This is a genomic window from Rhodococcus sp. G-MC3, assembly GCF_030063335.1.
In the GTDB taxonomy this organism is placed as follows: domain Bacteria; phylum Actinomycetota; class Actinomycetes; order Mycobacteriales; family Mycobacteriaceae; genus Rhodococcoides.
On the sequence record NZ_JASISW010000004.1, the window covers coordinates 167274 to 193787 of the forward strand.

Annotated in this window: 20 protein-coding genes (1 of these 20 cut by a window edge); 2 read left to right on the forward strand and 18 right to left on the reverse strand. The window is 62.3% G+C overall.

What is annotated here, in order from left to right; all coding sequences use genetic code 11:
- The 4 genes from QMK17_RS05510 to QMK17_RS05525 all read right to left on the reverse strand — a co-directional run.
- Positions 1-4623, reverse strand: the start of a protein-coding gene (locus tag QMK17_RS05510; RefSeq protein ID WP_283507421.1) for a non-ribosomal peptide synthase/polyketide synthase. Its footprint begins 25539 nt before the window's first position; 4623 of the gene's 30162 nt are visible here — the first part of the coding sequence; its start codon is at positions 4621-4623; its stop codon lies off the left edge, out of view.
- A gap of 400 nt (positions 4624-5023) precedes the next feature.
- Positions 5024-5449: a PPOX class F420-dependent oxidoreductase gene (locus QMK17_RS05515; protein WP_283507422.1), complete on the reverse strand. Its 426-nt coding sequence runs from the start codon at positions 5447-5449 to the stop codon at positions 5024-5026.
- 10 nt (positions 5450-5459) lie between these two features.
- Entirely contained in the window at positions 5460-6062 is a 603-nt protein-coding gene (locus QMK17_RS05520; RefSeq protein ID WP_283507423.1) for a TetR/AcrR family transcriptional regulator, read from the reverse strand.
- Positions 6059-7507: an amidohydrolase gene (locus QMK17_RS05525; RefSeq protein ID WP_283507424.1), complete on the reverse strand. Its 1449-nt coding sequence runs from the start codon at positions 7505-7507 to the stop codon at positions 6059-6061. Before QMK17_RS05525 ends, QMK17_RS05520 begins: the two co-directional genes overlap by 4 nt.
- A 42-nt stretch (positions 7508-7549) precedes the next feature.
- Between QMK17_RS05525 and QMK17_RS05530 the strand changes: the two genes are divergently transcribed.
- Both QMK17_RS05530 and QMK17_RS05535 read left to right on the forward strand, forming a co-directional pair.
- A complete protein-coding gene (locus QMK17_RS05530; RefSeq protein WP_283507425.1) occupies positions 7550-8017 on the forward strand; it encodes an acyl-CoA thioesterase in 468 nt (155 codons plus the stop codon).
- A gap of 167 nt (positions 8018-8184) precedes the next feature.
- A complete protein-coding gene (locus QMK17_RS05535; RefSeq protein ID WP_283507426.1) occupies positions 8185-9078 on the forward strand; it encodes a hypothetical protein in 894 nt (297 codons plus the stop codon).
- Between the two features lie 59 nt (positions 9079-9137).
- Here QMK17_RS05535 and QMK17_RS05540 read toward each other — a convergent pair whose 3' ends face one another.
- The 14 genes from QMK17_RS05540 to QMK17_RS05605 all read right to left on the reverse strand — a co-directional run bounded on the left by QMK17_RS05540 (position 9138) and on the right by QMK17_RS05605 (position 26485).
- Positions 9138-10760, reverse strand: a complete 1623-nt coding sequence (locus QMK17_RS05540) for an AMP-binding protein (protein WP_283507427.1) — start codon at positions 10758-10760, stop codon at positions 9138-9140.
- 52 nt (positions 10761-10812) lie between these two features.
- Positions 10813-11604 carry an ethanolamine ammonia-lyase subunit EutC gene (gene eutC, locus QMK17_RS05545; RefSeq protein ID WP_283507428.1) on the reverse strand — a complete coding sequence of 264 codons (792 nt, stop codon included), beginning with the start codon at positions 11602-11604 and terminating at the stop codon, positions 10813-10815.
- Positions 11601-13013: an ethanolamine ammonia-lyase subunit EutB gene (locus QMK17_RS05550; RefSeq protein ID WP_283507429.1), complete on the reverse strand. Its 1413-nt coding sequence runs from the start codon at positions 13011-13013 to the stop codon at positions 11601-11603. The genes eutC and QMK17_RS05550 overlap by 4 nt, the downstream gene beginning before the upstream one ends.
- On the reverse strand, positions 13010-14449 hold the full coding sequence (gene eat, locus QMK17_RS05555) for an ethanolamine permease (RefSeq protein WP_283507430.1): 1440 nt from the start codon (positions 14447-14449) through the stop codon (positions 13010-13012). The genes QMK17_RS05550 and eat overlap by 4 nt, the downstream gene beginning before the upstream one ends.
- Before the next feature lie 134 nt (positions 14450-14583).
- Positions 14584-15558 (reverse strand): cation diffusion facilitator family transporter, encoded by a 975-nt coding sequence (locus QMK17_RS05560; RefSeq protein ID WP_283507431.1) that lies wholly within the window; start codon positions 15556-15558, stop codon positions 14584-14586.
- A gap of 77 nt (positions 15559-15635) precedes the next feature.
- Positions 15636-16127: a DUF779 domain-containing protein gene (locus tag QMK17_RS05565; protein ID WP_283507562.1), complete on the reverse strand. Its 492-nt coding sequence runs from the start codon at positions 16125-16127 to the stop codon at positions 15636-15638.
- A gap of 218 nt (positions 16128-16345) precedes the next feature.
- Positions 16346-17869 (reverse strand): aldehyde dehydrogenase, encoded by a 1524-nt coding sequence (adh, locus tag QMK17_RS05570; protein ID WP_283507432.1) that lies wholly within the window; start codon positions 17867-17869, stop codon positions 16346-16348.
- Positions 17870-17975: 106 nt separating this feature from the next.
- Positions 17976-19271, reverse strand: coding sequence for a helix-turn-helix domain-containing protein (locus QMK17_RS05575; RefSeq protein WP_283507433.1), 1296 nt, complete (start codon positions 19269-19271; stop codon positions 17976-17978).
- A gap of 110 nt (positions 19272-19381) precedes the next feature.
- Positions 19382-19516, reverse strand: coding sequence for a hypothetical protein (locus tag QMK17_RS05580; RefSeq protein WP_283507434.1), 135 nt, complete (start codon positions 19514-19516; stop codon positions 19382-19384).
- Between the two features lie 60 nt (positions 19517-19576).
- Positions 19577-21058: a mycofactocin dehydrogenase MftG gene (mftG, locus tag QMK17_RS05585; RefSeq protein WP_283507435.1), complete on the reverse strand. Its 1482-nt coding sequence runs from the start codon at positions 21056-21058 to the stop codon at positions 19577-19579.
- Entirely contained in the window at positions 21055-22452 is a 1398-nt protein-coding gene (gene mftF / locus QMK17_RS05590) for a mycofactocin biosynthesis glycosyltransferase MftF (protein WP_283507436.1), read from the reverse strand. The genes mftG and mftF overlap by 4 nt, the downstream gene beginning before the upstream one ends.
- Before the next feature lie 103 nt (positions 22453-22555).
- Positions 22556-23260: a mycofactocin biosynthesis peptidyl-dipeptidase MftE gene (mftE, locus tag QMK17_RS05595; protein WP_283507437.1), complete on the reverse strand. Its 705-nt coding sequence runs from the start codon at positions 23258-23260 to the stop codon at positions 22556-22558.
- Between the two features lie 564 nt (positions 23261-23824).
- Entirely contained in the window at positions 23825-25588 is a 1764-nt protein-coding gene (locus tag QMK17_RS05600; RefSeq protein WP_283507438.1) for an oleate hydratase, read from the reverse strand.
- A gap of 30 nt (positions 25589-25618) precedes the next feature.
- Positions 25619-26485 (reverse strand): 3-hydroxyacyl-CoA dehydrogenase, encoded by an 867-nt coding sequence (locus QMK17_RS05605; RefSeq protein ID WP_283507439.1) that lies wholly within the window; start codon positions 26483-26485, stop codon positions 25619-25621.
- Positions 26486-26514 lie beyond the last annotated feature (29 nt).

Here is a 26514-nt window from a genome sequence, read left to right on the forward strand (position 1 = left end):
GCCGGCGGCCAGGAACTCAGGAAGGAGTCGTTGCGACTCGACAGAACCACCGTGAACGGAGGTCAGCTCCTCGACCTCTTCGGGTGCCAAGATGTCGATGGCCCCCAAGGGAACCGACGCGTCGCGCACGATCGCATCGAGAATGCGCAGGAATCGATCCGCGAACCCTTCGATCGTGGACGCGTCGAAGAGGTCAGTCGCGTAATCGAAGGTGGCTTCGATCCGATCCGGCTCCCCCTCGTCGTTCTGGTATTCGGTGAGCCAGAGCTGGAGGTCGAACTTCGCGATCGGAACGTCGAGTTCCTGCGCTTTTGCCTGTAATCCGGCGAAGCTGAGTTCACTCACACGCGACTTCTCCAGCGAGAGCGCAACCTGGAACAGTGGGTGCCGAGCGGTGGAGCGCGCCGGATTGAGCACCTCGACCAGCCGCTCGAAGGGAATGTCCGCGTGCGCGAACGCCGACAGGTTGGTGTTGCGTACCTGGTCGAGTAGTTCGTCGAACGAGTCGTGCGGCTCGACGCGCGCGCGCAGAACCAGGGTGTTGACGAACATTCCGATGATGTCGTCGAGTTGCTCGTGTGCCCGGCCCGCGATCGGTACGCCGATGGCGATGTCGGTGGTACCGCTCAACCTCGACAACAGTACCGAGTACGCGGCTTGAACGACCATGAAGAGCGAAGCCCGATGTGCGCGTGCAACATCACTGAGTCCTCGATGAATGCGTGCATCGATGACGAACCGACTCTTCGCGCCACCGTTGGTCGCAATCGCTGGGCGCGAGCGATCGGACGGAAGGTCGAGCTGATCGGGAAGGTCGTCGAGCGCGCGAACCCAGAACTCGATCTGCTGTGCCGACAGCGAAGCGGTGTCGCTTTCTTTGCCGAGCAGATTTCGTTGCCACAACGCGTAGTCGGCGTACTGGATCGGTAGCGGCGACCATGCAGGTAAGCGACCGTTCGCTCTTGCCTCGTACGCGAGCATGATATCGCGGGCAAGTGGACCGAACGAAGAACCGTCGGCTGCAATGTGGTGCAGCACCATCGCAAGCACGTATTCGGCGTCGGAGACCTTGAACAGTTGGATGCGGAACGGCGCGGACGCGGAGACGTCGAAACCGCCGCGTGCCAGTTCGATCAACTTGTTCGTCAATGAGTTCTCGTCGACCGTGGTGGCCGGCAGGTCCGACAGTACGTCTTCGGTGCGCAGAATTACCTGCTGGGGCGCATCGTCGACCTGCGGATAGACGGTACGAAGAGTTTCGTGCCGTGCAACGACGTCGGCAAACGCCTGGGACAGCGCCGCTTCGTCGACTTGGCCGCTCAGTCGCACCATGAACGGCAGGTTGTAAGCCGCGGTGTCCGGGTCGAACCGGTTGAGGAACCACATGCGCTGCTGCGCAAGCGACAACGGGAGAACATCGGGCCGCGGGCCTGCAGTGAGCGCGGGGCTCGCAGACCCCTGCACGAGCGCGGTTTCGGCGCGCGCGGCCAGCGCACCTACGGTCGGTGCTTCGAACAGTTCGCGCACACCGAGGCGAATACCCAGTGCGGTGCCGACTCTGGTCACCAATTGCGTGGCGATGAGCGAGTTTCCACCCAGCTCGAAGAAGTCCTCGTCGAGCCCGACATGGGATGCACCGAGGACATCCTCGAAGACTCCGGCGACGACGTACTCGGTCCGGCTCTGAGGGGCGCGGTAGTTCTTCGCGCTGGAAAATATCGGTTCCGGCAACGCTTTTCGATCGAGCTTGCCGCTGGTGTTGAGCGGCAACTCCTCCAGCACCATGATCGACGCGGGCACCATGTAGGACGGCAACGAGCGCGCAGCGAATTCCGACGCCGTCGCGGGCTCGATGCTGTGGCCAGGAGCCGGAACGATATACGCGACGAGTTGATCGCCCGTCGACGTCGAGACCACGAGAGCGACCGATTGCGAGATACCTTCGTGGGCAAGGAGAACCGTCTCGATCTCGCCGAGCTCGATCCGCTGGCCACGGAACTTGACTTGGAAGTCCGTGCGGCCGATGTAGTCGATGGTTCCGTCGGCTCGCCACCGAACGAGGTCGCCGGTCCGGTACATGCGCGCGCCGTCCACCGCAAACGGGTTCGCGACGAATCGATCCGAACTCAAGTCCGGCCGTCCCACGTACCCGCGCGCCAGCTGTACGCCCGCCAGAAAGAGCTCGCCGGGTTCGCCGACAGCCGACGGCCGCAGATGTGCGTCGAGCACGTACGCCTTGGTGTTCCACTCGGGGACACCGATCGGCACTGTTCGAGCGTCGGCAGGGCCGCTTTCGTGATGGGTCACCGATACGGCCGCCTCGGTCGGCCCGTAGAGGTTGTGCAGTCCCGCGGACGTCAACTCACGGAATGCCGCGGCGGTTTCGACCGGTAGCGCCTCACCGATGACGAACACGTGCCGTAGCGAACCGCAGGTGCCGATAGGTGCGTTGGCGACGAAGACCGTCAGCATCGACGGCACGAAGTCGGTGATCGTGACGCCGTGTTCGGCGATCTTGTCGGCCACGTAGATGGAGTCGCGATGACCGTCAGGCGTCGCCAACACCATGGTGGCGCCGACCTGAAGCGGCATGAAAAAGCCCCACAGAGACACGTCGAACGTCGTCGCGGTCTTCTGCAGATAGACATCGTCGGGGCCGAGGTCGTACTCCGCGTTCATCCATTGCAACTGGTTGTCGATCGCGGCATGCGAGACCGCGACACCCTTTGGACGGCCCGTCGAACCCGAGGTGTAAATGACGTACGCGGTGTTGTCCAAGTGCACCGGTCCACGACGATCCTCGTCGCGTACTCGGGGCACGGATACCGAGTAGTCGACGAGATCCACCGCAACGGAGTCGATCCCCTCGGGCAGTTCCACCGAGTCTCGTGCCGTGACGAGTACGCACAGCGGACGCGCGGAGTCCAGAATGTAACTGGTGCGGTCAGCGGGATGATCGGGGTCGATCGGTACCCAGGCGCCGCCGGCCTCGACGATCGCGTACATTCCGACGACCAAATCCAGTGAACGCCGGATCGACAGTCCGACAAGAACTTCCGGACCGACACCCATGTCGATCAGCTGCCGAGCAAGCACACCGACCCGTTGGCCGAGCTCACCGTAGGTCAGTGCCGTGTTCTCGTACACGAGCGCAACGGCGTCGGGATCGGCTTCCACCCGTGCATGAAAGTCGGTGAGGAGAGTCCGCTGTGACACCTCGTGGTCCGTATCGTTCCACGTCTCGAGAACCGAAGCACGCTCTTCATCGGTGGTGACGTCGAGGCTCCACACCCGAGTGTTCGCCGGAGCTGCGACGAATCGATCGAGGAACGCCACGAACCTGGTGTGGTTGCGCTCCGATTCCTCGGACGAATACAGGTTCGGGTTCGATTCGAAATCGACGTGGGTCTTGCTGCCACCGACGCTCTGGTACAGGTTGAGACCGAAATCCTCGATCAGCCCGGTGGACAGAATGTTGATGCCGCCGACCATCGAGCCGAGCCGAAGTTCGGTGAAGAACAGCATGATGTTGACCCATGGGCCGAAGAACGAGGCCTGGCCCGTGGTGGTGCCCGCATCGCGTCGAATGTCCTCATGGCGATACCGCTGGTGACGTAGAGCCCCTGACACCTCGGTGGTGATCGTCTTCAACAGTTCTTCGACTGTGGTGTCGGAGGCGACCGACAGTCGAAGCGGGACGACATTGGAGACCATTCCGCCCGAGCGCCGCAGGACCGCGGTGGTGCGTGCGGTGACGGGCAGACTCAGTACTACGTCTTCCTTGCCCGTCATCTGCGCCATATAGGTTGCGAACGCAGCAATGACCACGGTGGCAGTGGTTGCTTCGGTGGAGGCGAGCAGTCCGTCGAGGTTCTCCATGGTGTCCGCGGACAGCGAAACGGTGTCGATCTGACTGACCGGCGCAGGCGGCGCGGTGCGGCCCGCCAGGCTTGTCGTTCCGTCGATGCCGGCGATCCGATCCGCCCAGTACTGCTTGTCCGTCTCGAACCGAGTGGAGTCACGGTAGGCGACGTCGGCGTCGTAGACCTTGGAGAGGTCCGAGGACAGATTCTTACTGGGCTCGGTGCCCTCGACTGCAGCGGTGTAGAGCGCCGCCGCGCGGTTCATGAAGGTGACGGCACCAAATCCGTCGAGTACGACGTGGTGGACGCGGTTGAACCAGAAGTAACGATCGTCTTCCACATGCAGCACGGTGGCGGCGATGAGACGATCTCGCAGGATATCGATCGGTGCGCTGTACTCGGCTCGCATCCATTTCTGAGCGGCCGAGACCGGATCCGGGCTTTCACGCAGGTCGACATAACCCAACGGATCTTCCAAAGTGCGATCGATGAACTGACGCGGCTCGGAATCGACCTCGACGATTCGCACGAAACCCGACTGGAGTTCGAGCGCGGCCTCGGAGGACACCCGCTGAAGTAGGTCGAGGTCGAGGTCGCCCCGAAGCTCTACGTACTGCGCAATGTTCGCCGGAACGGAAGGATCGACATGCTGCGCGAACCACATGCCCAACTGCGCGGGAGAGAGCGGGAACGACGTTGCAGGAACATCCTCACCTGCACCTTCAGTCTTCGCTGACTCTTCCCAACCTAGCGGGTCCAATCGATTCCTCTCTTTCCCACTCTTCACACGCCCCCGACGAAGGTGGACACACCATCTTCATCGAGCACCGAACACACAAATCTATTTCTTTTTCGCGCACGTATCGAACTGCCGCGCCATGTCTCGACGAAGTTACCCACGGGTACATCTGCACGTGCGACACCGATCGTTACACCGCAGAGTCCCTAAGCAGCGTGACCTGGTTCGCCTTGACCAGGAAGCCTCTTATGCCTACTCGAGCCGACGCGCCCCCACGCCTGACGGGACCCGAACTCATGCGTCGGCCCATCGTGTCGAATCTGCACCGGTCCAATCTACAGGGCCGCCATGCGCACAGACCAAAACGCAGCTCACCGGGCATACGGACCAATCCACAGAGTCCTGCGATGCCTCCGCCCACTCACGCCGTCATGTCCAACGACGCGATCACCTTCGTCGGCCTGATCCGAACGACCAGCTCACCCGGCACCCCGTTGCGCTTCCCGAACTCTTCGGCTCGATCCGATCCCATGTATCGGCGGCCGATCGCGGTGGCCGTATCGACAAGATCGACCGGGTCCTCGGACGTCTCCGCAACACCCTGGATCTGGACGAATGCATAAGGAGGCTCTTCGAGATCGACCGTCAACACCAGCCGTGGATCACGCGCGATTGCCTTGCCCTTGGCCGTGACGGCACCGGTGTTGAACACCACGGTGTCGTCTTCGAGCACGAACCAGACCGGAGCGACCAACGGACGACCGTCGGATGCGACGTATCCGAGCTTGCCCGTTCGGGTGCCGGAGGAAAGGAACTCACGAACCGCGGGATCGGTCAAAGATGCCATTCTTCTCACGCTACGGCGTGCAACCGACAATTCGCCGTGCGATCGACAGGTAGACCTGCGCGAGTTCCGTCGGATCCAACGGCCCTCCCGGCCGATACCAGCCTGCGACACCGACACACATAGTCGTGACGGCTCGCGATGCGTCCGCAGGATGATCGGCGTCGAAATCGCCCGATTCGATTCCGGTAGCCACGATGGCGTCGAGCATTCGCTGCTGTTCGTCGCGTCGACCGACATAGTTTTCTCGGTTTGCCGGTTCGAGGCTGCGTATTTCGGTCGAACCAAGAAAAGCCTGGTCACGGCGATACATGTGAAACAGAAGCAGCGACTCCACGACAGCGTCGAAGCGCGCTCGTGCCGTCGGGCCGGCTTCGGCTTCGGCATCACGAGACCGCGAGATCAGTTCGTCCATGGCAGCAGTCATCAACCCCACCAACATCGCTTGCTTGGAGGCGTAGTGGTGATAGAGCCCCGGTACCGACAACCCGGCGCGTCGTGCGATGTCTCGCACCGAAGTCCCGTGATAGCCCTGCTCGACAAAGGCCGCCAACGCCGCGGCAAGCGAGACCGGCAGATCGGTCCCCTCGTATATTCGCCAACTGCCTGTGCTCATTTTCTGGAACCGACAAAGGTGGCGACTCCCGATCGAATGGTGCCCACTACGGGGACCTCACGTACGTCCCGATTGCCGAGGAGAGCCGGATGCTCGGCGAGAAGAACTAGATCCGCGGGATCTCCCGTCGCGATCGACCGGCGTCCGCCGCACGCCGCCGCGAGCGCCACCGTGAGCGGCAATGCTTCCTCCGGCTGCCATGCCGGACGCTCGTCGTCCGTGCGCCATACAGCATCGGCAACGGCGTCGAGCGGTGCTGGCGGGCTGACCGGGGCGTCGGAACCGAACAGCAGACGGGCGCCGGCCCGGTGTAGCGACAGGTAGGGATAGCCGATCGAGCTGCGGCCGCTCCAGAGCTCGTCGGCGACGTCTCGGTCGCTCATCGCATGTTGTGGCTGAACTGACGCCGCAACTCCAGCGGCGGCGAAGCGGACGATGTCCGCAGGCATCAGCTGCTGCGCGTGTTCGATTCGACCACCGCCCCCCACGGTCTCGAACGCATCGAGGGCGAGCGAGTTTGCTCGGTCGCCGATTGCATGGATCGCGGGACGAATACCGCCATCGAACGCTCGGCGCATCACCTCGACGAGGCCCTCGGGAGTCTCGAGCAACAGCCCCGACGACGTCCCTCCCGGGTACGGGTCGTGGCAGCACGCCGTTCTTGTGTTCAAGGAGCCGTCGAACATCACTTTGAGGGGGCCGAGACGGATATTGTCGCCGACTCGGGCGCCGGTGGAGGCGCCGAGTACGAGTTCGTGTTCCAGCCACGGCGACCACACCGCGAAGTCCACATCGACGGACGGCGCCGCCACCTGCGAGCGCCGCGTCCAGACGGCCCGGTTGTCGGCGTACTCGAAATCGGTGATCGCGGTGATTCCGCGCCGCGCCAACTCTGCAGTGGCAGCGAGGGCGTCCCGATCCCCTGCATCGGTGTCGTCGAGTTTGTCGAGCGCCTGCAGTCCCTCCATGCAGTCGTGATCGCGCAGCACACCCGTCGGATGATCGATTCCCAGCTCCGCCAACAACGCTGGACTGAGCCACAGGGTGTGCAGATCCATACTGGTAACAGCGGCCCTGCGTCCCGGCAGCGCGTTCTGAAGTACGTCCTTGTGCGGAGCGTCAGGCCACAGCGCATCTCGGAAACCTTGCGCCCGCAGAATCCCGGTGCCATGTCGTTCGTTCGACCGCGCGAGAATATCCACCAGATCGACTGCGGAGTCCGCGCCCGACACATCGATACGTGTCAACGACGCGGCCCACTGTGTCAGGTGGAGATGATTGTCGACGAACGACGGCAGCAGCGCCGCGCCCCGGCCATCGAGCACGTCGCCTTCGATCGGGCGACTCCCCGGCTGGGCCGCGGACACGTCCGCGATACGGCCGTCGACCGTCTGGACATCGACGAACTCGCTGCCCGCAGCCAGCACAACACTTCTGATCAACACACCCGGACTCTAGAACACTTCCTTCCGTGAGATCGTGGTGCGGTGAATGACCAGAGGCCTCCCCGGAGCGCGTCCCGCGCAGCGACCGGTGCCGTCGGCTACACCGCGAAGATCACCGTCCGATGGTCCGACATGGATGCGTTCGCCCACATCAATCACGCATGCATGGTGACGTTGTTGGAAGAGGCCAGGATCGAGTGGTTGCTCAGCGAGGGTGAAGCCAACCAGTCACTGATCAAGAGTGCACTGATCGCGAACGTCAACATCTCGTACAAGAAGCCGCTGCGCCATGCGGACAGTCCGCTCGACATCACGCTGTGGTTCGAGAAGGTTCGATCGGTCGACTTCACCATCGGGTATGAAGTGCGCGCCTCGGGGGCACCCGCCGGTTCCGCGCCTGCAGTCCTCGCGACCACCCAGATGGCGATGGTCGACGTGGGCTCCGAGAGTCTGCGGCGAATCACCCAGGAAGAGAAGGCTTATTTGACGCGGTGGACTCGTCAGGCCTGATCGACTGCATCCGTACAACGCGAATACCCGCCTACACGCCACGCTTCCGTTGTGAGCGGGCGAAGATGTTGTACGACGGTGCCACAATTCATCCACAAGCCCCGAGTTATCCACAATTGGGCACATGGGGCTGTTGCGCGCCGGCCGACCGCTGCATCATCACCCACATGCATACCGATCCCGACGGCTTCGTCACCCGCACTGCAGCGTTGGCGGCCGGGTATACCGATAACGAGTTCACACGGCTGGCCGTCCGAGGCGATATTCGAAAGATCGCCGCGGGCATCTACTACCCCACGGCCAAGTACGACGCGTTGTCTCCTACCGACGTTCACCGTCTACGGGCCACCGCCGCAGCGCGCAGGCTCCAAGGCCACGCCGTCAGCCATACCTCTGCAGCAGTCATGCATGGGCTGACCATGTGGAACACCGACCTGAGCCGAGTGCACCTCACGGCAGCTCGTGCAACCGGAGGTCGCAGAACGCGGGAGACTCATATTCACACGGGGAGTCTCGACGAACTCTCGCTGACCTCCGTCGGCTCCACACCGGTCACGTCGGTTGCCCGGACGGTCGTCGACGCCGCCCGAATCGTCGATCTCGATCATGCGGTGGTACTCGGGGATTCAGCTCTCGAGAAGCACCCGATCACTGCAGCCGACCTGCTGTCCATCGTCGATCAAGGTTCGCGCTTGCACAATATCGCTGCAGCACGCCGTGCGATCGCGCGGATGAACGGGCTCAGCGAGAGCGCCGGCGAATCATTGAGCCGGCTTCGCATGGCAGAACACGGGATGCCGGAACCTGTTCTCCAGCAGCGAATCCCTCACCTAGGCTTCAGGGTCGACTTCTTCTGGCCTGCGCTGCGCATCATCGGCGAGTTCGACGGCGTATCCAAATACGGCGGACTGGCCGAGAATCTCGCGTTGGAGAAAGAGCGTGAGGATGCGCTGCGCGACGAGGGCTACCAGGTCTTCCGGTGGGTATGGAAAGACCTATGGAACTTCGCCGAGGTGTACATGCGTTTCGAGAAGGCGAAGGCACGCATTGGTGCACGCTGACCGCTTCCTTACAACCGACGCTTTCGTTGTGAACGATCGGCTGCGTTGTGAGGCGAGAGTCAGATGAGCTTGAGAGACTCCTCCCGCATCTCCACCTTGCGGACCTTGCCGGTCACCGTCATCGGGAACTCGTCGACGACGTGCACGTAGCGTGGAATCTTGTAGTGCGCCAGCTTGCCGCTGCAGAATGCCCTGACACTGTCGACGTCGAGCGCAGCGGCACCGTCCTTCATCCTGATCCACGCCATCAACTCTTCGCCGTATTTGGGGTCGGGGACCCCGATCACCTGGGCGTCGAGAATGTCAGGGTGGGTGTAGAGAAACTCTTCGATCTCGCGGGGATACACGTTCTCTCCACCGCGGATGACCATGTCCTTGATGCGACCGGTGATCGAGACGTAGCCGTCCTCGTCCATCACTCCGATGTCGCCGGTATGCATCCACCCTGCAACGTCGATGGCTTCCGACGTCTTCTCCGGCTGTTCCCAGTAGCCGAGCATCACCGAATAGCCGCGGGTGCACAGTTCGCCGGACTTCCCACGTGGCGATGTCAGACCCTCGATCGGGTCGACGATCTTCACTTCCAGGTGCGGACCGACTGCACCGACCGTCGATACCCGCTGCTCGATCGAGTCGTCGCTGCGAGTCTGCAGCGACACCGGGGATGTCTCGGTCATCCCGTAACAGATCGAGACCTCGGACATTCCCATGCGCTCGATCACCTGTTTCATCACCTCGGTCGGGCACGGCGAGCCCGCCATGATGCCGGTGCGCAGACTCGACAGGTCGAACGAACCGAACTCCGCGAGAGCGAGTTCGGCGATGAACATGGTCGGCACCCCGTACAGCGAGGTACAGCGTTCCTTCTCCACGGCTGCCAGCGCGGCTGCAGGATCGAAGGAAGGTCCGGGGATGACCACGGCAGCACCGTGACTGGTACACGCGAGGTTGCCCATCACCATCCCGAAGCAGTGGTAGAAGGGCACAGGAATGCAGACGCGATCGGCTTCGGTGTAGTGGCACAGTTCGCCGACGAAGTAGCCGTTGTTGAGAATGTTGTGATGGCTGAGCGTGGCACCCTTCGGGAATCCCGTTGTACCCGAGGTGTATTGAATGTTGATCGGATCGTCCGCGCTGAGCTTGTTCTGCGCATCCGCGACCAAACGTGGGTTCTCCGCCAGGGCTCGATGTCCGCGGTCGGTCATCAGCTCCCACGGGAAGCTGCCGATGAAGACCACTTCCCGCAGCCCGGGACTGTCGGTACGAGCTTCTTCGATCATCGCGGCGTAATCCGAACCCTTGAATTCCGGCGCGGACAACAACACCGAGACACCTGCCTGCTTCAACACGAAACCGAGCTCGTGAGTTCGGTAGGCCGGGTTGATGTTGACGAGGATCGCGCCGATCTTCGCCGTCGCATATTGGACCAGTACCCACTCGGGGCAGTTGGGCGCCCACATTCCGACGCGATCGCCCTTGACGACGCCCTTCACCAGCAACCCGGCCGCCAGAAGTTCGACGTCGGCGAGAAACTCCGAGTACGTCCACCGCCGTCCCGACGGCACATCGATCAGCGCATCGTTGCCGGCGAACTGGGATGCCGTCAGATCGAGATTGGCACCGATGGTCTCGCCCAGCAGGGGCTGGGGCGATACCCCCGACGAGTAACTCAGAGTCTGCATGACTGCAACAGTAGTGAGCCAGGTCACCAACCACTACCCCCGAACAGGGGTACTACTCGATGGTCAGTGTTTCCGATGACTCCAGCACATCGGCACGCGAGGTGTCCTTCAACGCAACACCCGACCTACCCAACTTTCGCGCCCCAGCCACCAGACCCGCGACGATCTTCGCCGACTGCGCGTAGCCGAGCCCTTCAGGCGGATGGATGTTGGAAATGCAGTTGCGGTCGGCGTCGGACTTCCCCGGTGCAGGCAAGTGGGTCAGATAGATTCCCAGACTGTCCGCCACCGAAAGCCCGGGACGCTCGCCGATCAACACCACCACCGTCCGCACACCCATCGCCTCCGCGATGTGGTCACCGAGAGCAACCCGCGCCTCCGTCGCGACGACAGGCGGCGCAATCGAATACCTGTCCGAGAGTTCCGTGACCAAAGCCTCCAACATCGCCGCCCCGTGATCCATCAACGCTCGCGGCGACAGGCCGTCGCTCAGCACGAATCCGATATCGAAGTCGCCCTTCACGATCGAACTCACATCCTCCGGCTCCCTGCCCAGGTCGGGCCGCCGCAGGTACTCAGCCCGCGACGAGGCCTTCGACGTCACCGTGACAGGTGCGCCGATGCCTGCCTTCTCGACGTCCACCACGAACGCGTCCACCTCGAGCGGCATGTGCACCGCATCGCGCGCGGCCGCGTGCGCCGACCTGAACTCGAGCACCCGACGAGTCGGAAGTGAATCACCGGTGCGCCCCAACCCGATTCGCGCCTGAGTGCTGAGCCGGAGCTCGTCCCAGAACTGCGCAACCGGCCGCTGCGCAGGCTCAACTCCTGCTTTGTCACTCATCGGGCACCCGTCAGCGCACGCAACGGCGAGCCCATTGCGTCGACGTCGAGGATTCGACCTCGAGCGTCCACCATTCCCAGACGATCGAGCCATGCAGCGAACTCGGGTGCGGGTGTCAACCCGAGAACTTGTCTGACGTAAAGCACGTCGTGGAAGCTCAGACTCTGGTAGCCCAGCATCACATCGTCCGCACCGGGAACCGCAATGACGAAGGCGACACCTGCCGCGCCGAGCAACGTGAGGAGTGTGTCCATGTCGTCCTGGTCGGCTTCGGCATGGTTGGTGTAGCAGACGTCGACGCCCATCGGCAGACCGAGCAACTTACCGCAGAAGTGGTCCTCCAAGCCGGCGCGAATGATCTGTTTTCCGTCGTAGAGGTACTCGGGTCCGATGAACCCGACGACGGTGTTGACCAACAGCGGTTCCAGATCCCGGCACACGGCGTATGCGCGGGCTTCGAGAGTCTGCTGGTCGACGGGCTTACCGCCCATGCCCAGGTGAGCCCCGGCGCTCAGCGCCGAACCCTGCCCGGTCTCCAGGTACATCACGTTGTTCCCGACGGTGCCGCGGTGCAGCGATCGGCCGGCCTCGTTGGCTTCTCGCAACAACGAGACATGCACCCCGAAGCCGGAATTCGCGCCCTCGGTTCCCGCAACCGACTGGAACACCAAGTCGACCGGCACACCCTTGCCGATCAGTTCCATCGTGGTGGTCACGTGGGAGAGCACGCAGGACTGCGTTGGAATCTCGAAGCGCTGTCGTATCTCGTCGAGCAGGTAGAGGAGGTCGGAGGTGGCGTGCGGCGAGTCCGTCGCGGGATTGATTCCGATGACAGCGTCACCCGACCCGAGCAGCAGACCATCGAGCGTCGCTGCGGCGATCCCGCGTGGATCGTCCGTCGGGTGGTTGGGCTGAAGTCGTGTGGTCAACGTGCCGGGCAGACCGATGGTCGTGCGGAACGCCGAGGTGACTTCGACGGCGCGGGCAACCGAGATCAGGTCCTGGTTGCGCATGATCTTGCTCACCGCTGCAACCATTTCCGGGGTCAACCCTGCAGCGACGGATCGCAGCACCGATGCCGAATCGGGCGAGGCTGCGGCGTCGAGCAACCAATCCCGCAACCCACCGACGGTGAGGTGCGAGATCGCCCCGAACGCGACCCGATCGTGCGAGTCGATGATCAACCGGGTGACCTCGTCGCTCTCGTACGGAACGAGAAGGTCCTGCAGAAACACGTCGAGGGAGACTTCGGACAGTGCCCACTGCGCGGCCGCTCGTTCGGCATCGGAACTGGCTGCGCAACCGGCCAATTCGTCGCCGGAGCGAAGCGGTGTCGCCTTCGCCATCAGTTCGACGAGCCCGTCGAACTGATAGGTCGTACCCGACACCTGCTGCGTGTAAGTGCTCATTCGAGTTCAGCTTCTGCCTGCGCGAGCGCGGCGAACTCCTCGTCCGGCGAGTTCGCGACCAGATGATGGCGACTGTAGAGGCCGAAGTACAGCATGAACGCGGCAAAGACTCCGAGGCACCACAGCGCTGCAGTGCTGTCCACGACGAAGGTTGCGACGACGGCAAGCGCTGCCACAACGAGGGCGAAGCCGGTGGTGACGACGCCGCCCGGAGTGCGGTACGGCCTCTCCATCTTCGGTTCCTTGCGACGCAGGACGATGTGGCTGACCATCATCAGAACGTAACTCAATGCGGCACCGAACACGGCCATGTTCAGCAGCATTGCACCCTGACCGGTGAGCGAGAGAAGGAAGCCGATGACGCCGGGAACGATCAACGCAAGTGTCGGCGCCTTACGCGAATTGGTGATCGACAACGTCTTCGGTAGGTAGCCGGCGCGCGAGAGCGCAAAGAGCTGACGGGAGTAGGCATACATGATCGAGAAGAAGCTGGCGATCAGACCGGCGAGGCCGATGTAGTTGACCACCTTGGCTGCGGCGCCGTCACCGAGAGCTTCGACGAGCGGGTTGCCGGAGGACTGCATCGCCTCGGCTCCGCCTGCGCCGGTGACGAGGAAGAGAACGCCGGCGCCGGTCACGAGAAGGATTACCATCGCGGCGATGATGCCGCGTGGGACGTTCTTGGTCGGGTCCTTCGCTTCTTCCGCGGCCAGCGGAACACCTTCGACGGCCAAGAAGAACCAGATGGCAAACGGAACCGAAGCCCAGATCCCCAGATAACCGAACGGGAGAAAGCTGGATGCACCTGCGGCGTCGGTCGGGGCGATATCCGTCAAATTCGCAGAATCGAATTGACCCACTGCGGACAACGCGAAGATCACAAGTCCCACGAGAGCGATCGCGGTGATGACGAACATGATCTTGAGTGCCTCACCCGCGCCTGCGAGGTGGATACCGATGAAGATCGCGTACACCGCAAGATATACCCACCACCCGTCGGTGATTCCGAAAAGACCGAGGGACTCGACATAGGCACCGATAAAGGTGGCGATCGCGGCAGGTGCAATTGCATATTCGATGAGAATCGCTGTGCCCGTAGCGAATCCACCCCATGGACCGAGCGCACGCCGAGCGAACGTGTAGCCACCACCCGCCGCAGGCAGTGCCGAAGACATCTCGGCCATGCCGAGAACCATCGCGAGATACATACCCGCGATAACGATTCCCGCGATCAGCAAGCCGCCGAAGCCGCCCTGTTCGAGGCCGAAGTTCCACCCGGAGTAGTCGCCGGAGATGACGTAGCTGACGCCGAGCCCAGCGAGGAGGACCCAGCCCGCTGTGCCCTTCTTCAACTGGCGTTTGGCCAGATAGTCGCTACCTTCGACGTGGGCATCCGTCCCGTCGTGGTGCGTCTCTGTCGGTTCTTTCACGGACATGTGCAGCCTCTCTCGAACCAAGGTCTTCTTTTCGGGGGGTCGTGTAGTAAAAAATCAAGATATGCCCGCGTTGTGATCGCGGAGTCATCCGGAGATGACGAGAGAATTACATGAGACGGCCCACCGCCGAGATGTCACCCTGCGGCGGTGATGTTGCCAACCTCGTCCTCGTCGGGATCTGCGACTGTGAGCACTGCGTCCAACACAGCCTTGTTGGTTTCGAGCTCACCCTCCAGCCGGCGGAGAGTGCGCGCGATCGAGGATTCGACGGAGTCGCCGACCAGGTCGACGCTCGCTACCAGAAAAATCTGCTTCGGGCCGACGAATTCGATGCGAACGAACCGAACCGATGCCACCTCGGGCAGCTGTTCGATACGCTGCACAACTGCGTTCCACAATGCGTGTGAGCCGGGTTCGCCGGTGAGAAATCGACGATTCCGATCGATCAGAACAAACGCGACGATCGCCAGTAGTACACCGACGAGGATCGAGCCTGCCGCATCCCATGCAGCCGAGCCGGTCAGTTGGTGCATGCCGATTCCCGCGGCTGCGATGACGATTCCGATCAGTGCCGCGCTGTCTTCGGCAAAGACGGCTCGCAGTGTCGGATCCGATGTTTCGAGAGCGTAGTCCAGGAAATCTCGTTCGTACTCTTTGGCCTCGGCGCGGATCTGACGCACCGATTGCAAGAACGAAATTCCTTCGAGTACGAACGCCAGCGCGAGCACGATGTACGCAACCGCGTAATTCTCACTCGACGATTCGCCCTCGAACAGCGAGGTGATGCCGTGCCAGATCGAGACCGCGGCACCCGCGACGAACAGGCCGACCGCGGCGAGTGTCGACCAGAAATACGTCTCGCGGCCGTACCCGAGCGGGCGCTGCTCGTCGGGACCACGGGCGCCGCGTTTGTTGGCAACGAGCAGGAATATCTCGTTGCCGGTGTCGGCCCAGGAATGCGACGCCTCGGCCACCATCGACGCCGAACCGGTCAGCACCGCGGCAACCGTCTTGGCTATCGCAACCCCGAGGTTGGCAGCAAAGGCGATGACGACGGTGCGGACGCTTTCACTACCGCCGTCGTCGGCGTTCTTCGTAGAACTCTTCATTCCTACGACTGTTCCAGATCCCACCCCCCTGTGGCGCGCTGGAGTGCCGAAGGGTGCACTCGATCGTGCCACTTTTCTCAGCCCTGGAGCATCCCCGGCACCGGGCACGCATCCGCTGCCTCGGCGACGACGATGATGTCGCCTGGAACAGGTGGCCTACGCCCCTCTTCCCAGTCGACGCCGACAAATGGGACAAGCTCTTTCAACAGGTCGTACTCGTCCTGCGTGAACGCACGCCCACGACTCAGGAAGCGCAGACCCTCGGGAGTTTCGAGGGAGAAACCCGAACCTCGTCCCGGGACGACGTCGAGAACCATCTGTGTGTGCTTCCACGCTTGAAATTGTGAACCCGAAATCCACACTGGCACTGCGTCGTTTCCTTCGGGAAGATCCGTCGCGATGTCCCCCACCCCGAGCCGAAGATCGAGGAGACCGAGCAGAACGTCTCGGTCACCGACGATGAATTCGCCTGCGGGATAGCACATCGGGGACGATCCGTCGCAACATCCACCGGACTGATGCATCATCAGTTGGCCGTGGATACCGCCGAGGCGACGGAGGAGATCCATCGCCTCGGCGGTTGTTCTGAGACGCGCAGGCGGAGCCGGAGCCGGACCCGTTGAGTCGAGACGCGCAGGCGGAGCCGGAGCCGGACCCGTTGAGTCGAGACGCGCAGGCGGAGCCGGAGCCGGACCCGTTGAGTCGAGACGCGCAGGCGGAGCCGGAGCCGGACCCGTTGAATCGAGACGCGCAGGCGGAGCCGGAGCCGGCCCCGACTGATCGGGCATCAGAAGAAGCCCTGAGCCTTCTGCGCGTAGCTGACCAGCAGGTTCTTGGTCTGCTGGTAGTGATCGAGCATCATCTTGTGGTTTTCACGGCCGATCCCCGACTGCTTGTAGCCACCGAAGGCAGCGTGTGCCGGGTACTGGTGGTAGGTGTTGGTCCACACACGGCCGGCCTGGATGTCGCGGCCTGCGCGGTAGGCGACTCCGCCGTCACGCGACCAGACGCCTGCACCGAGCCCGTAGAGGGTGTCGTTGGCGATCGAGATTGCCTCGTCGTAGTCCTTGAAGGACGTGACCGACACGACCGGTCCGAAAATCTCCTCCTGGAAGATGCGCATGTTGTTCTTGCCGGTGAAGATTGTCGGCTGAACGTAGAAGCCGCCGTTGAGGTCTCCGCCGAGCTGAGCGCGCTCGCCTCCGGTGACGACCTGAGCGCCTTCGCCCTTGCCGATCTCGATGTACGAGAGAATCTTCTCGAGCTGATCGTTGGATGCCTGCGCACCGATCATGGTGTCGGTATCGAGCGGATCACCCTGTCGCACAGCCTTCGTGCGGATGGCGGCGAGGGCGAGGAACTCGTCGTAGATGTCTGCCTGGATGAGTGAACGCGATGGGCAGGTGCAGACCTCGCCCTGGTTGAGCGCGAACATCGTGAAGCCTTCGAGGGCCTTGTCCTGGTAGTCGTCGTTGGCCGCGAGTACGTCCGAGAAGAAGACGTTGGGGCTCTTTCCACCGAGTTCGAGGGTCACGGGGATCAGGTTTTGCGACGCGTACTGCATGATCAGCCGTCCGGTGGTGGTCTCACCGGTGAACGCGATCTTCGCGATGCGCGGGCTCGACGCCAGCGGCTTACCTGCTTCTACGCCGAATCCGTTGACGATGTTGAGAACTCCGGGTGGGAGTAGGTCGCCGATGATCGAGATCAAGTGAAGAATCGACGCAGGTGTCTGCTCGGCCGGCTTGAGCACGACGGCGTTTCCTGCGGCGAGTGCCGGTGCGAGCTTCCAGACGGCCATCAGGATCGGGAAGTTCCACGGAATGATCTGGCCGACGACACCGAGAGGCTCGTGGAAGTGGTAAGCCACCGTGTCCTCGTCGATCTCCGAGAGCGAACCCTCCTGCGCGCGAATGCATCCTGCGAAATAGCGGAAGTGGTCGACAGCCAACGGGATGTCGGCGTTGAGGGTTTCGCGGATCGGCTTGCCATTGTCCCAGGACTCGGCGAGCGCGATGGACTCGAGGTTCTCGGCGATTCGGTCGGCGATCTTGTTGAGGACCACGGCGCGCTCGGCGGCGGAGGTCTTTCCCCACGCGGGTGCTGCGGCGTGTGCGGCGTCGAGCGCGAGTTCGATGTCCTCGGACGTGGAGCGGGCGACCTCGCAGAAGTTCTCACCGGTGACGGGAGTCGGGTTCTCGAAGTACTGGCCCTTCACTGGCGGTACCCACTCGCCGCCGATCCAATTTTCGTAGCGAGTCTGAAAAGACATGACAGCATCGGCGGTACCTGGACGGGCATAAACGGACATCTAGTGACTCCTTCTGATCAACAGAACTGCTGTGATTCAGAACACTAGAGTCTGCAACGTTGCAACTACGTTGCTGCGCTGCGTGCAACTTAGGTCAGCGGAGGAACTACACGCCCAACTGCCGATCCAGTAGATCGATACGTGCGTTGACCTGGCCGTATAGCGCAGAGTCGTTGTTGAGGGTGGCCCGGTAGGCCTCCCAGGCGATGACGTCGGAACGACCGTGGATCGACGAGGTCCACTGCGCCAGCAACACCGGATCCCCGACGCGCAGCAGAGCGGCCTGGACCCGTGACCGCAGCTCTTCTCGGATTTCTTCGATTCCCGGCGACGACGATCCTGGAAGGACCGGGCCGGTGTAGATGCGAAGCGCAGCGTCGACATCTCCGCGATCCAGCGCTCGACGGATATCGCCGACATCGGTGGTGAGTTCGCCGACGAGGCGATACGGACGCGAGGCCAGACCCGCCGAACCGAAGGCCTTGCGGAGCCTGGACATCTCCGCGCGAATGGTGACCGAGTCGAGGTCTTGCTCGTCGAGCAGTACCGCGAGGTGATCGGAACTCAGTCCTTCGGGATGGTCGGCGAGCAGCAGTAGTATTTCCGCATGCCGCTGCGAGAGCGGCAGCCGTCCGCTTCCGTTGACGAGGCCAGGCTTGCCCGAGCCGAGAACTTCGAGTCGAGGAGCGTGCTCCCCCAACGACTTCGGCGAATTCATCAGATGCATGCGCAGTTCGGACTCCGCGGCGGCCACCGTCGCACGCACGAGCGAGAGCACCTCGGGAACTGCGACGCGCGGGCCACCAGTTATATCGATGGCGCCGAGAATGTGTCCGCTCGTCGGGTGATGGACCGGGGCAGCCGAGCAACTCCACTCGTGCACCGACCTGGTGAAATGTTCGGCGGCGAATATCTGCACACAATGGTCGACGGCAAGCGCGGTGCCGGGCGCATTGGTTCCCTTGCTCTCTTCGCTCCAGTCCACGCCCTCGGAGAAGTTCATCGACATCGCGCGGTCCTTCGCGGCTGTGTCACCCTCGACCCACAGGAGGCGCCCCTCGGCGTCGGAGATCGCGACGAGCAACCCGGTGTCCGCGGCGTCCTCGACGAGTAATTTGCGGATGACAGGCCGGATGATGGACATCGGGTGACTGCTGCGGTATCGCTCCAGTTCCGAACCCGACAGCGCCAGCGGGTCGTGGCCGCCGTCCGGGTCGACGCCCTTGGTCCGACTCCGGAGCCAGGAGTCGAGAACCACAGACCGGACGCTGCCGGAGGAGGGGGCGACGTCCTCGACGAAAGACCGGTGCGCCGTCGACATCTGGCGCGCGAGGACGTCGACGTCCTCACCAGGGCGAACAGCAACCCACGGGTTACCTTGCCCCGAGAATCTTCCAGTCATCACTCATCTACCTCTTCTGCGTCGTCACACCACTGTAACGCAGCTCACACACGCATACACAGTTCCTTCGACCCGGCGCTCGCCGGGACCGAAGGAGAAGAGTTCTTCGGTCAGCGCTTCTTCGTCGTAGCCGAGATATCGATTCCCGGATCGCCCGCCGCCTTCGACTTCTTGTCCGCTCGCTTCTCCTTCAAGGATTTCCCGACTTTCTTGGTCATGGAATTGCGGGGAGATTTGTCGGACATCTTCTTCTGTCCCCATTCTCTGTTAAACCGTGGTTGGTTCCCAGACCATGAACCTACGCCTCACGCCTTCCGAATGAGATCCGATACGCGTTCGGCCAACATGATTGCCGTTGCATGCGGCCCGCGCGAGGGCACCACAGGAAATGCAGACGTGTCAGCGACCACGAGACCATCGATCCCCCGAACTCGGCATCGATCGTCGAGAACCGAATCTCCCTCGCCCATCGACGCACTACCGGACAGGTGCAGCGAAGTTCCGAGGTGCATCGACAGTGGATCGACGGTGACGTCGACGGCGCGTGCGTCGCACAGCGGCGACGAGGCGAACAGTTCCGAGACGATATCGAGTCCGTACCGCAGGGCCGCCCTGTCGGATGCGGACTCGAGGTAGCGGTACCGAACCATCGGCGACTCGAGCGGATCGCTCGAACGCAGCACGATCTCACCGCGGCTGTTCGGCCTCATCAGCCCGACGCCGATCATCGGGTCACCGATTGCCAGACCAGAGATCATGCGGTCGAAAGGTGCTGCGAAGGGGCGGATTTCGAGATCGCCGGTGTGCAAAACGACCTCGAGGGGAGATGCAGGCAGATGCCCGAACGAACTTCGGTAGTACACACCGATTTCCGGATGATCACTGAATCCCTGCCCGACATTCGGGTGGTCGAGCACGACCGGCACTCCGGCGTCGTTCAACGCATCGGCGGGTCCGATGCCCGAGAGCATCAGCAGTTGTGGAGTGCGCACCGCGCCTGCGCACAACACTACCGTTTCTGCCCGGATCCGAGAGACGCCCCCATGACGCAGTACCTCCACGCCCACAGCACGCATCGAGTCGAAAATTACCGACAGAACGACAGTTTCGGTCATCATGGTCAGGTTGTCACGGTTCAGATTCGGAAGTAGGTATGCCACTGCAGTATTGATTCGCTTGCCGCCGAACACATTGAGCGGCACGGGACCTACACCGTCGCCGTCCGCGGGATCGTTGAGGTCTGCGACATGTGCGAACCCGCATTCCATTGCAGCCGAGAAAAATGCACGACTCACCTCGGCCTGTTCGCTGTCCGGAACACGAGCAACGTCGATTGGCCCGCCTCGCCCATGCCACTCCCCCGAGAAATCGTGATCGGTCTCCGCTGCACAGAAATATGGAAGCACGTTCCGATGAGACCAGGAGGCAGGCCAAGCGTCGAAGTCACGCGGTCTCGCTCGAACGAAATAACCACCGTTGACCGACCCCGAACCGCCGAGAACATGGCCGCGAGAAATAGTGCGCTCGATATTCGTCGTCAACGAAGCAGGGTAGGACGCCGTCCACGGACTACCTGGACCAACAGGAAGAACGTGGGCATCGGCGATCTCGGCAGGCCAGTCTCCTAGTCCGGTGAATCCGGGGCCCGACTCGATCAACAGAACGTTGCAGGACGCATCTTCACTCAGACGAGTTGCAAGCACACACCCCGCCGATCCACCACCGACGACGACGATGTCCGCATGATCGACAGTAGAACGAGGGACGCCGGGGTACTCGCTCGTCACGACTCCATTCGCGGAAGCAGCGCCTTCACACTGCGAGACTCGTACGCCCCGCGCCACAGACCGGCACCGTACGCGACGTCGTCGACCCTCTTGAAGAAGGCGTAACGAACGGGATCGAGACCGCCCAGTTCGCGATGCTTGTACCAATCCGAAACAGCTTCTGCTACAGCAACTCCCAAGGCAATTTTTCTGATTCGACTCGACAGCACCACCGCGAGCAGCGTGATGGGCCAATAGTGCCGACACAACGCCGACGCCAATTGCCACAGACCGGCGACGAATCCTTCGGCGGCGAGAATTGCGGCAATTCTGGTGGGCTGATCGAGACCGACGAACATCTTACGCAGTCGAGTGATCGTGACTCCCAGAGTCAGCAGCGCGCCGAGCAAGCCGAACCGCGTGAAGGACGCGGCAAGCAGGCAGGCGACGAGTGTCCATGGCGACATCGAGATGGGCGGCACCATGCCGGGGTGCCTGGCTTCGAGCGGGCTCGCACCGGTGCCGTAGAAGAGCTTGCGGCCAAACCAACGGCCGAACGTGACCCGATGATCGTGCGCGACGTTCGCCACCGGCTCGTAGCGAAGCCGCCACCCAGCTTCCTGCAACCTCCAGCAGAGGTCGACGTCCTCGGCCACGTGCATGGACTCGTCGAATCCGTTGCATTCCTCTGCAACATGCCTGCGAATGAGCATGGCTGCGCTCGGTACGTAGGACACCGAACTACCGGCTCGAATTGCAGCTTCCTTGCGGCCCAGGTCGAGCGAGGATCGGGCGTGCTCGTAGCGGGCGAGAGCGTTGCCCTCGGGCTCGAGGGCAACGATTCTCGGTGCCACCAGCGCGACCGCCGGATCTGAGAAGTGACCGAGCATCACCTCGAGCCACCCCTTGCGCGGCACGACGTCCGAATCCAGGAAGGCTACAAAATCGGTTGTCACGCTCCGGAGTCCGGTGTTGCGCGCTGCGGCCGGTCCGCGGGATTTCTCGTGGCGCAGAACAGTGACCCCGCCGACGGCCCACGCCATCGGGGGCGGAGTGATGGGAACGTCGGATCCGTCGTCCACAACGATCACCTTCAGCCCGTGCAGTGCGGGCAGGAGGCGTCCGAGTCCTGCCGCATTGTTCTTCAGCGGAACGACGACCGTGACGTCCTGCGGAGACGGTATGGACATCGGGCGCGGATTGGCGACACCTGAATCGAGGAGCTTGCGCGCTACGAGTGCAGACTGCGAGTCGGTGACTTCGAGAAATCCGTCGCCGATCATTGCCGCGGCAGTGGGCGCGAGTTTCAGCATTCTCGTCGGCGATCCGCCGATCAGAACGCGGCCATCGGAGTATTGACGTACCCGCGGATCGACGCGCACCCCGAAGCCGTCAGGCAATCGACCTTGACCCATCAGGTGATCGTAAGCGGACTGAGGGCGTAAGTGGGATTCGGCAGTAGAAAAACTCTGTAACATACCGGGAGCCCGTTTCGGGCGCTGGATCGGGGCGGAGTCTTCACGTCAACATTCCCCGGTTCGACGGTGCCCAACGGCTCATTGCTCCGATGCTACGTGTCGTCATCTCGGCCAGTATCCGGGCGCCTTCGGACGCGGATGCGCCCCTGGGATCGCCCAGCACACCGTTGCCCGACACCGCCCGTGTGCCTCCCTCACGAAGTCGCGGCAAAAGCTTCGAGATCGGCTCGGTGTTACCCACCTCGGCGCGGGCCATGTCCACAACCTCGGGCGAAAGATAGAGCAGCAGTGATGTTTCGGTTCGTCCTGCGTGAGCATCGGCCTCGGGGACGGCGCAGGGCAACCATGCCACGTCGCGGCCCTCGTACCGCAGAAGCGCGGTCGCTGCAGCCATCGTCGGAACGTTACCGCCGTGGCCGTTGACGAACAGGAGGCGGGCAGCCCACCGGCAGGCCGAGCGTCCGTACTCGACCAACACGGTCTCCAAGGCTGCGGCTCCGAGAGACACAGTGCCTGGAAACCCTTCGTGTTCGCCGCTCGCCCCGTAGGCGATCGCCGGTGCGACTTCGACTCCGGGAAGGCTGCGTGCGAGAGCCTCCGCGATGCGGGTGTCGGTGTCCAGAGGTAGATGAGGACCATGCTGCTCGAATGCGCCCACCGGAACGACGACCGTCCGGCCTTCGCCTATCCTGGTCCACCCGTCGATGCCGAGCAGGCTCGGTTGCACAGAGGCGTCGTCGGTCATGTCCTCCGATGCTAGCGTCAGGCTTTCATGCCGGTAAGTGAGCACGGCGTGTCAAAGTAAGAGAATGGTGCTCCGAGCTGGCAAAATTCGACTTGCGAAGGTCGAAATTATCTCTACTCGATGATCAGAAACTATTCTTTGGCCACGGCAGGTGTCCGTTCTTTACAGATCAGGGGTTTGCCGACGGCCCGGCAGGCAACCGTGCTCAGCAACGGAATTGTTGTTGCTCATCGGCTCCTAGCGAATCGAGGAACACTTTCTCCGCGGCTTGTTTCCGATACTCGAGGCGTTGCAGGATCTGCGATCCCAGGTCGGTGGCAACCACCGTGCGTACCCGTCTGTCGGTTGGGTCCGGTTGCCGGTCGACCCGGATACCGAGAAAGCTCCAACTGCGTCCGGATTTGTTTGCGCACAACGGTATACAGCAGCTGATATCCCCTGGTGCCGCGAGGTACGTCCGCGAGAGGGGTTCCACGTGCGATTTGTAATCGCGCATCAACATCGGCAGCGACCATCCTAGGTCACAATCGACCTCGGATGGTCGCTGGAGCGAGTCCGATCAGGTCAATCGGAAAGCAACCCGGACTCCGCGAGCAGATCTCCGATCTCCGTCGTGTCCAGCTTCGCCATCAACTTCTTGCGCAGCAGCTGCGGGCCGGGCAGCGTCAGTTCCTTGCCATCGCGAAGCTTGCTGGTAGCGGTCAATAGTGCGCGAACGTCATAGGTGGAATCGAACACCTCGGGGATACCGCGTTCGATGCCGAGTAGTCGATACGCAGCCTCCATAGCGGTGCGCACGGAGTACTCGGTGGTGAAGATGCAGTCCCGTGAGGTCTCGGCGAACTGCCCGATGAAGGCGAAGTTCACCGCGCCCTCGGGCACGACATCGGGTCGGTCACCGGCCTGGCGCGGCATGAAGAACGAGGTCACATAGGGCATCATCACCGGCACACACTTTGCCGCCTGCGCTGCGAGTTCGGGGATCTCGCCGACCGGGACGCCCAGATGGTAGAGCCATTCCTGGGTGATCTCCTCGCCTGTGCACTCATGCATGGGCTTGTTCACGTAGTCGCCGGGTACGTCCACGAACAATGCGTAGACCCACACAACGACCTGGTCCTTGGGTTGCTGTTTGAAATGCGGCTGCCGGTTGACCGTCCAGCTCATCAGCCAGCTCGAATCCCTCGCCGTGACAATGCCTCCCGTGACGACTTTCCCGCTGAACGGGTCGCGTTTGCAGACCTTCTCGATGTAGGCCGGGATGCGCTTGTCCAGCGTGGTGACGGTGGCCGATTCCCACTTCGTCTTGGGGATATGGGCCCCGAACACATCAGGACGCCCGAAGGACAGGTCTTTCGCAGCGATACGCCGCCACAGATCCCAGGCGGGTGCAGGTCCCTCGTCCAGCGCTGCAGGAGTGTGCTGATCCCCGTTGACCGAGTTCTCCGTCAAAGAACCGATCGTGGTGAAGATCAGATCGTTCTCGCGCAACGCAGTTCCCGCTTCGACGCCGCCGCTGACCCAGTGGAGGTGTGTGGCGAGCTTGCGCTGGGAGGTGATCTCGAAGTCGATGTCGGTGACCTCGGTGTCGAACCGGAAGGTCACTCCCTGATCCAGCAACCAGGTGTACAGCGGGAGGACCAGTGACTCGTACTGGTTGTACTTGGTGAATTTCAGGGCCGAGAAGTCCGGGAGACCGCCGATGTGATGGATGAAGCGGTGTAGGTAGAGCTTCATTTCGAGGGCGCTGTGCCATTCCTCGAAGGCGAACATAGTGCGCCAGTAGAGCCAGAAGTTGCTGGCGAGAAAGTCTTTCCCGAAGACCTCGTCGATCCGCTTGTTCTCCATCTCTTCGCGGGTGGAGAGGAATACCTTGACGATGTCTTTCTGCGCGCGCTCACTGAGGGCGAATCGACCGTCGGTGTGCGCGTCCTGTCCCTGCTTCTGCGTGACGCGCTGCAAGGAATAGTTCGGATCGTCCTTGTCGAGCCAGTAGAACTCGTCGAGAACACTCGCCCCTTCGGTTTCGATGGACGGAACGGAACGGAAAAGGTCCCAGAGGCATTCGAAATGGTCCTCCATTTCGCGTCCACCACGGACCACGAAGCCCTTCTTCGGTTCTGCGATGCCATCCAGTGCACCACCCGGTAGTTCAAGTCGCTCCAGGATGGTGATGTTGGCGCCAGGCATCTGCCCATCGCGAATCAGAAAGGCCGCACCGGAAAGCGATGCCAGGCCTGCGCCGACGAACCACGCCGTTTTTTCGTCTACGCCTGCAGGCTTCCGTGGCCGGGCGAATGCCTCATAGTTGCCGTTGCTGTAGTACATGAATTCTGGTTCCTCTCCTAGGTTTTGGTGTCACTCGGCGTTCGGGTAGCGATAGAAGCCCTCGCCACTCGAGACGCCGAGTTTTCCTGCGTCGAGGTAGTTCTCCTTGATCCAGGAGGCGATGCGTCGATCGCTTTCGCTGCCATTGACGAGGATGTTGTAGGGCGTAGTGAGTCCGACGACGTCATAGATCTGGAACGGACCGAGGGGGGCGCCGGTGGCGATCCGCCACACACGGTCGACGTCCTCGGGGTTGGCATAACCGAAGGCGGCGAGTTCTCCGGCCGCATTGAGGAAGGGAACCAGCAGTGAGTTCAGGACGTAGCCGGCCTTCTCCTTGTGGATAGGAATAGGCACCATGCCGATGGCCGTGGCGAAGTCGACGACGGAATCGAACACAGCGGGGTCGGTGTCGGCGGTGCCCATGACCTCGGCGGTGTTGAATTTCCAGATCTGGTTGGCGAAGTGCAGCGCTAGGAACTTGTCGGGACGGCCGGTGAAGTCTTTCAATTCACTCGGCAACAGAGTCGATGAATTGGTTGCGAAAATCGTCTTTGCCGGCGCGACTTCACCCAACCGCTCATAGGTATCCCGCTTGATGTCGAGCACCTCGGGAATTGCTTCGATCACCAGGTCTGCGCATTCGACCGCGTCGGCGAGATCGGACGAGTAGCTGATGCGTTGGAGGGCGGCGTCCGTCTCGAGGTCGGTGGAACCGGATACCTCGCGGGTGTACGTTGCAGCAAGTTTTTCGAAGCGTTCCTTTGCCTTGGAGAGGATTTCGTTGTTGATGTCGTAGACGGTGACGTCGAAGCCGCGGTAGGCGGTCTGGAACGCAATTTGCGATCCGAGGACTCCGGTCCCCAGGACGGTCACCTTGTCGATCTCGATAGTCATGGCTACTCCTTCATTCTGCGGCGAGGCGA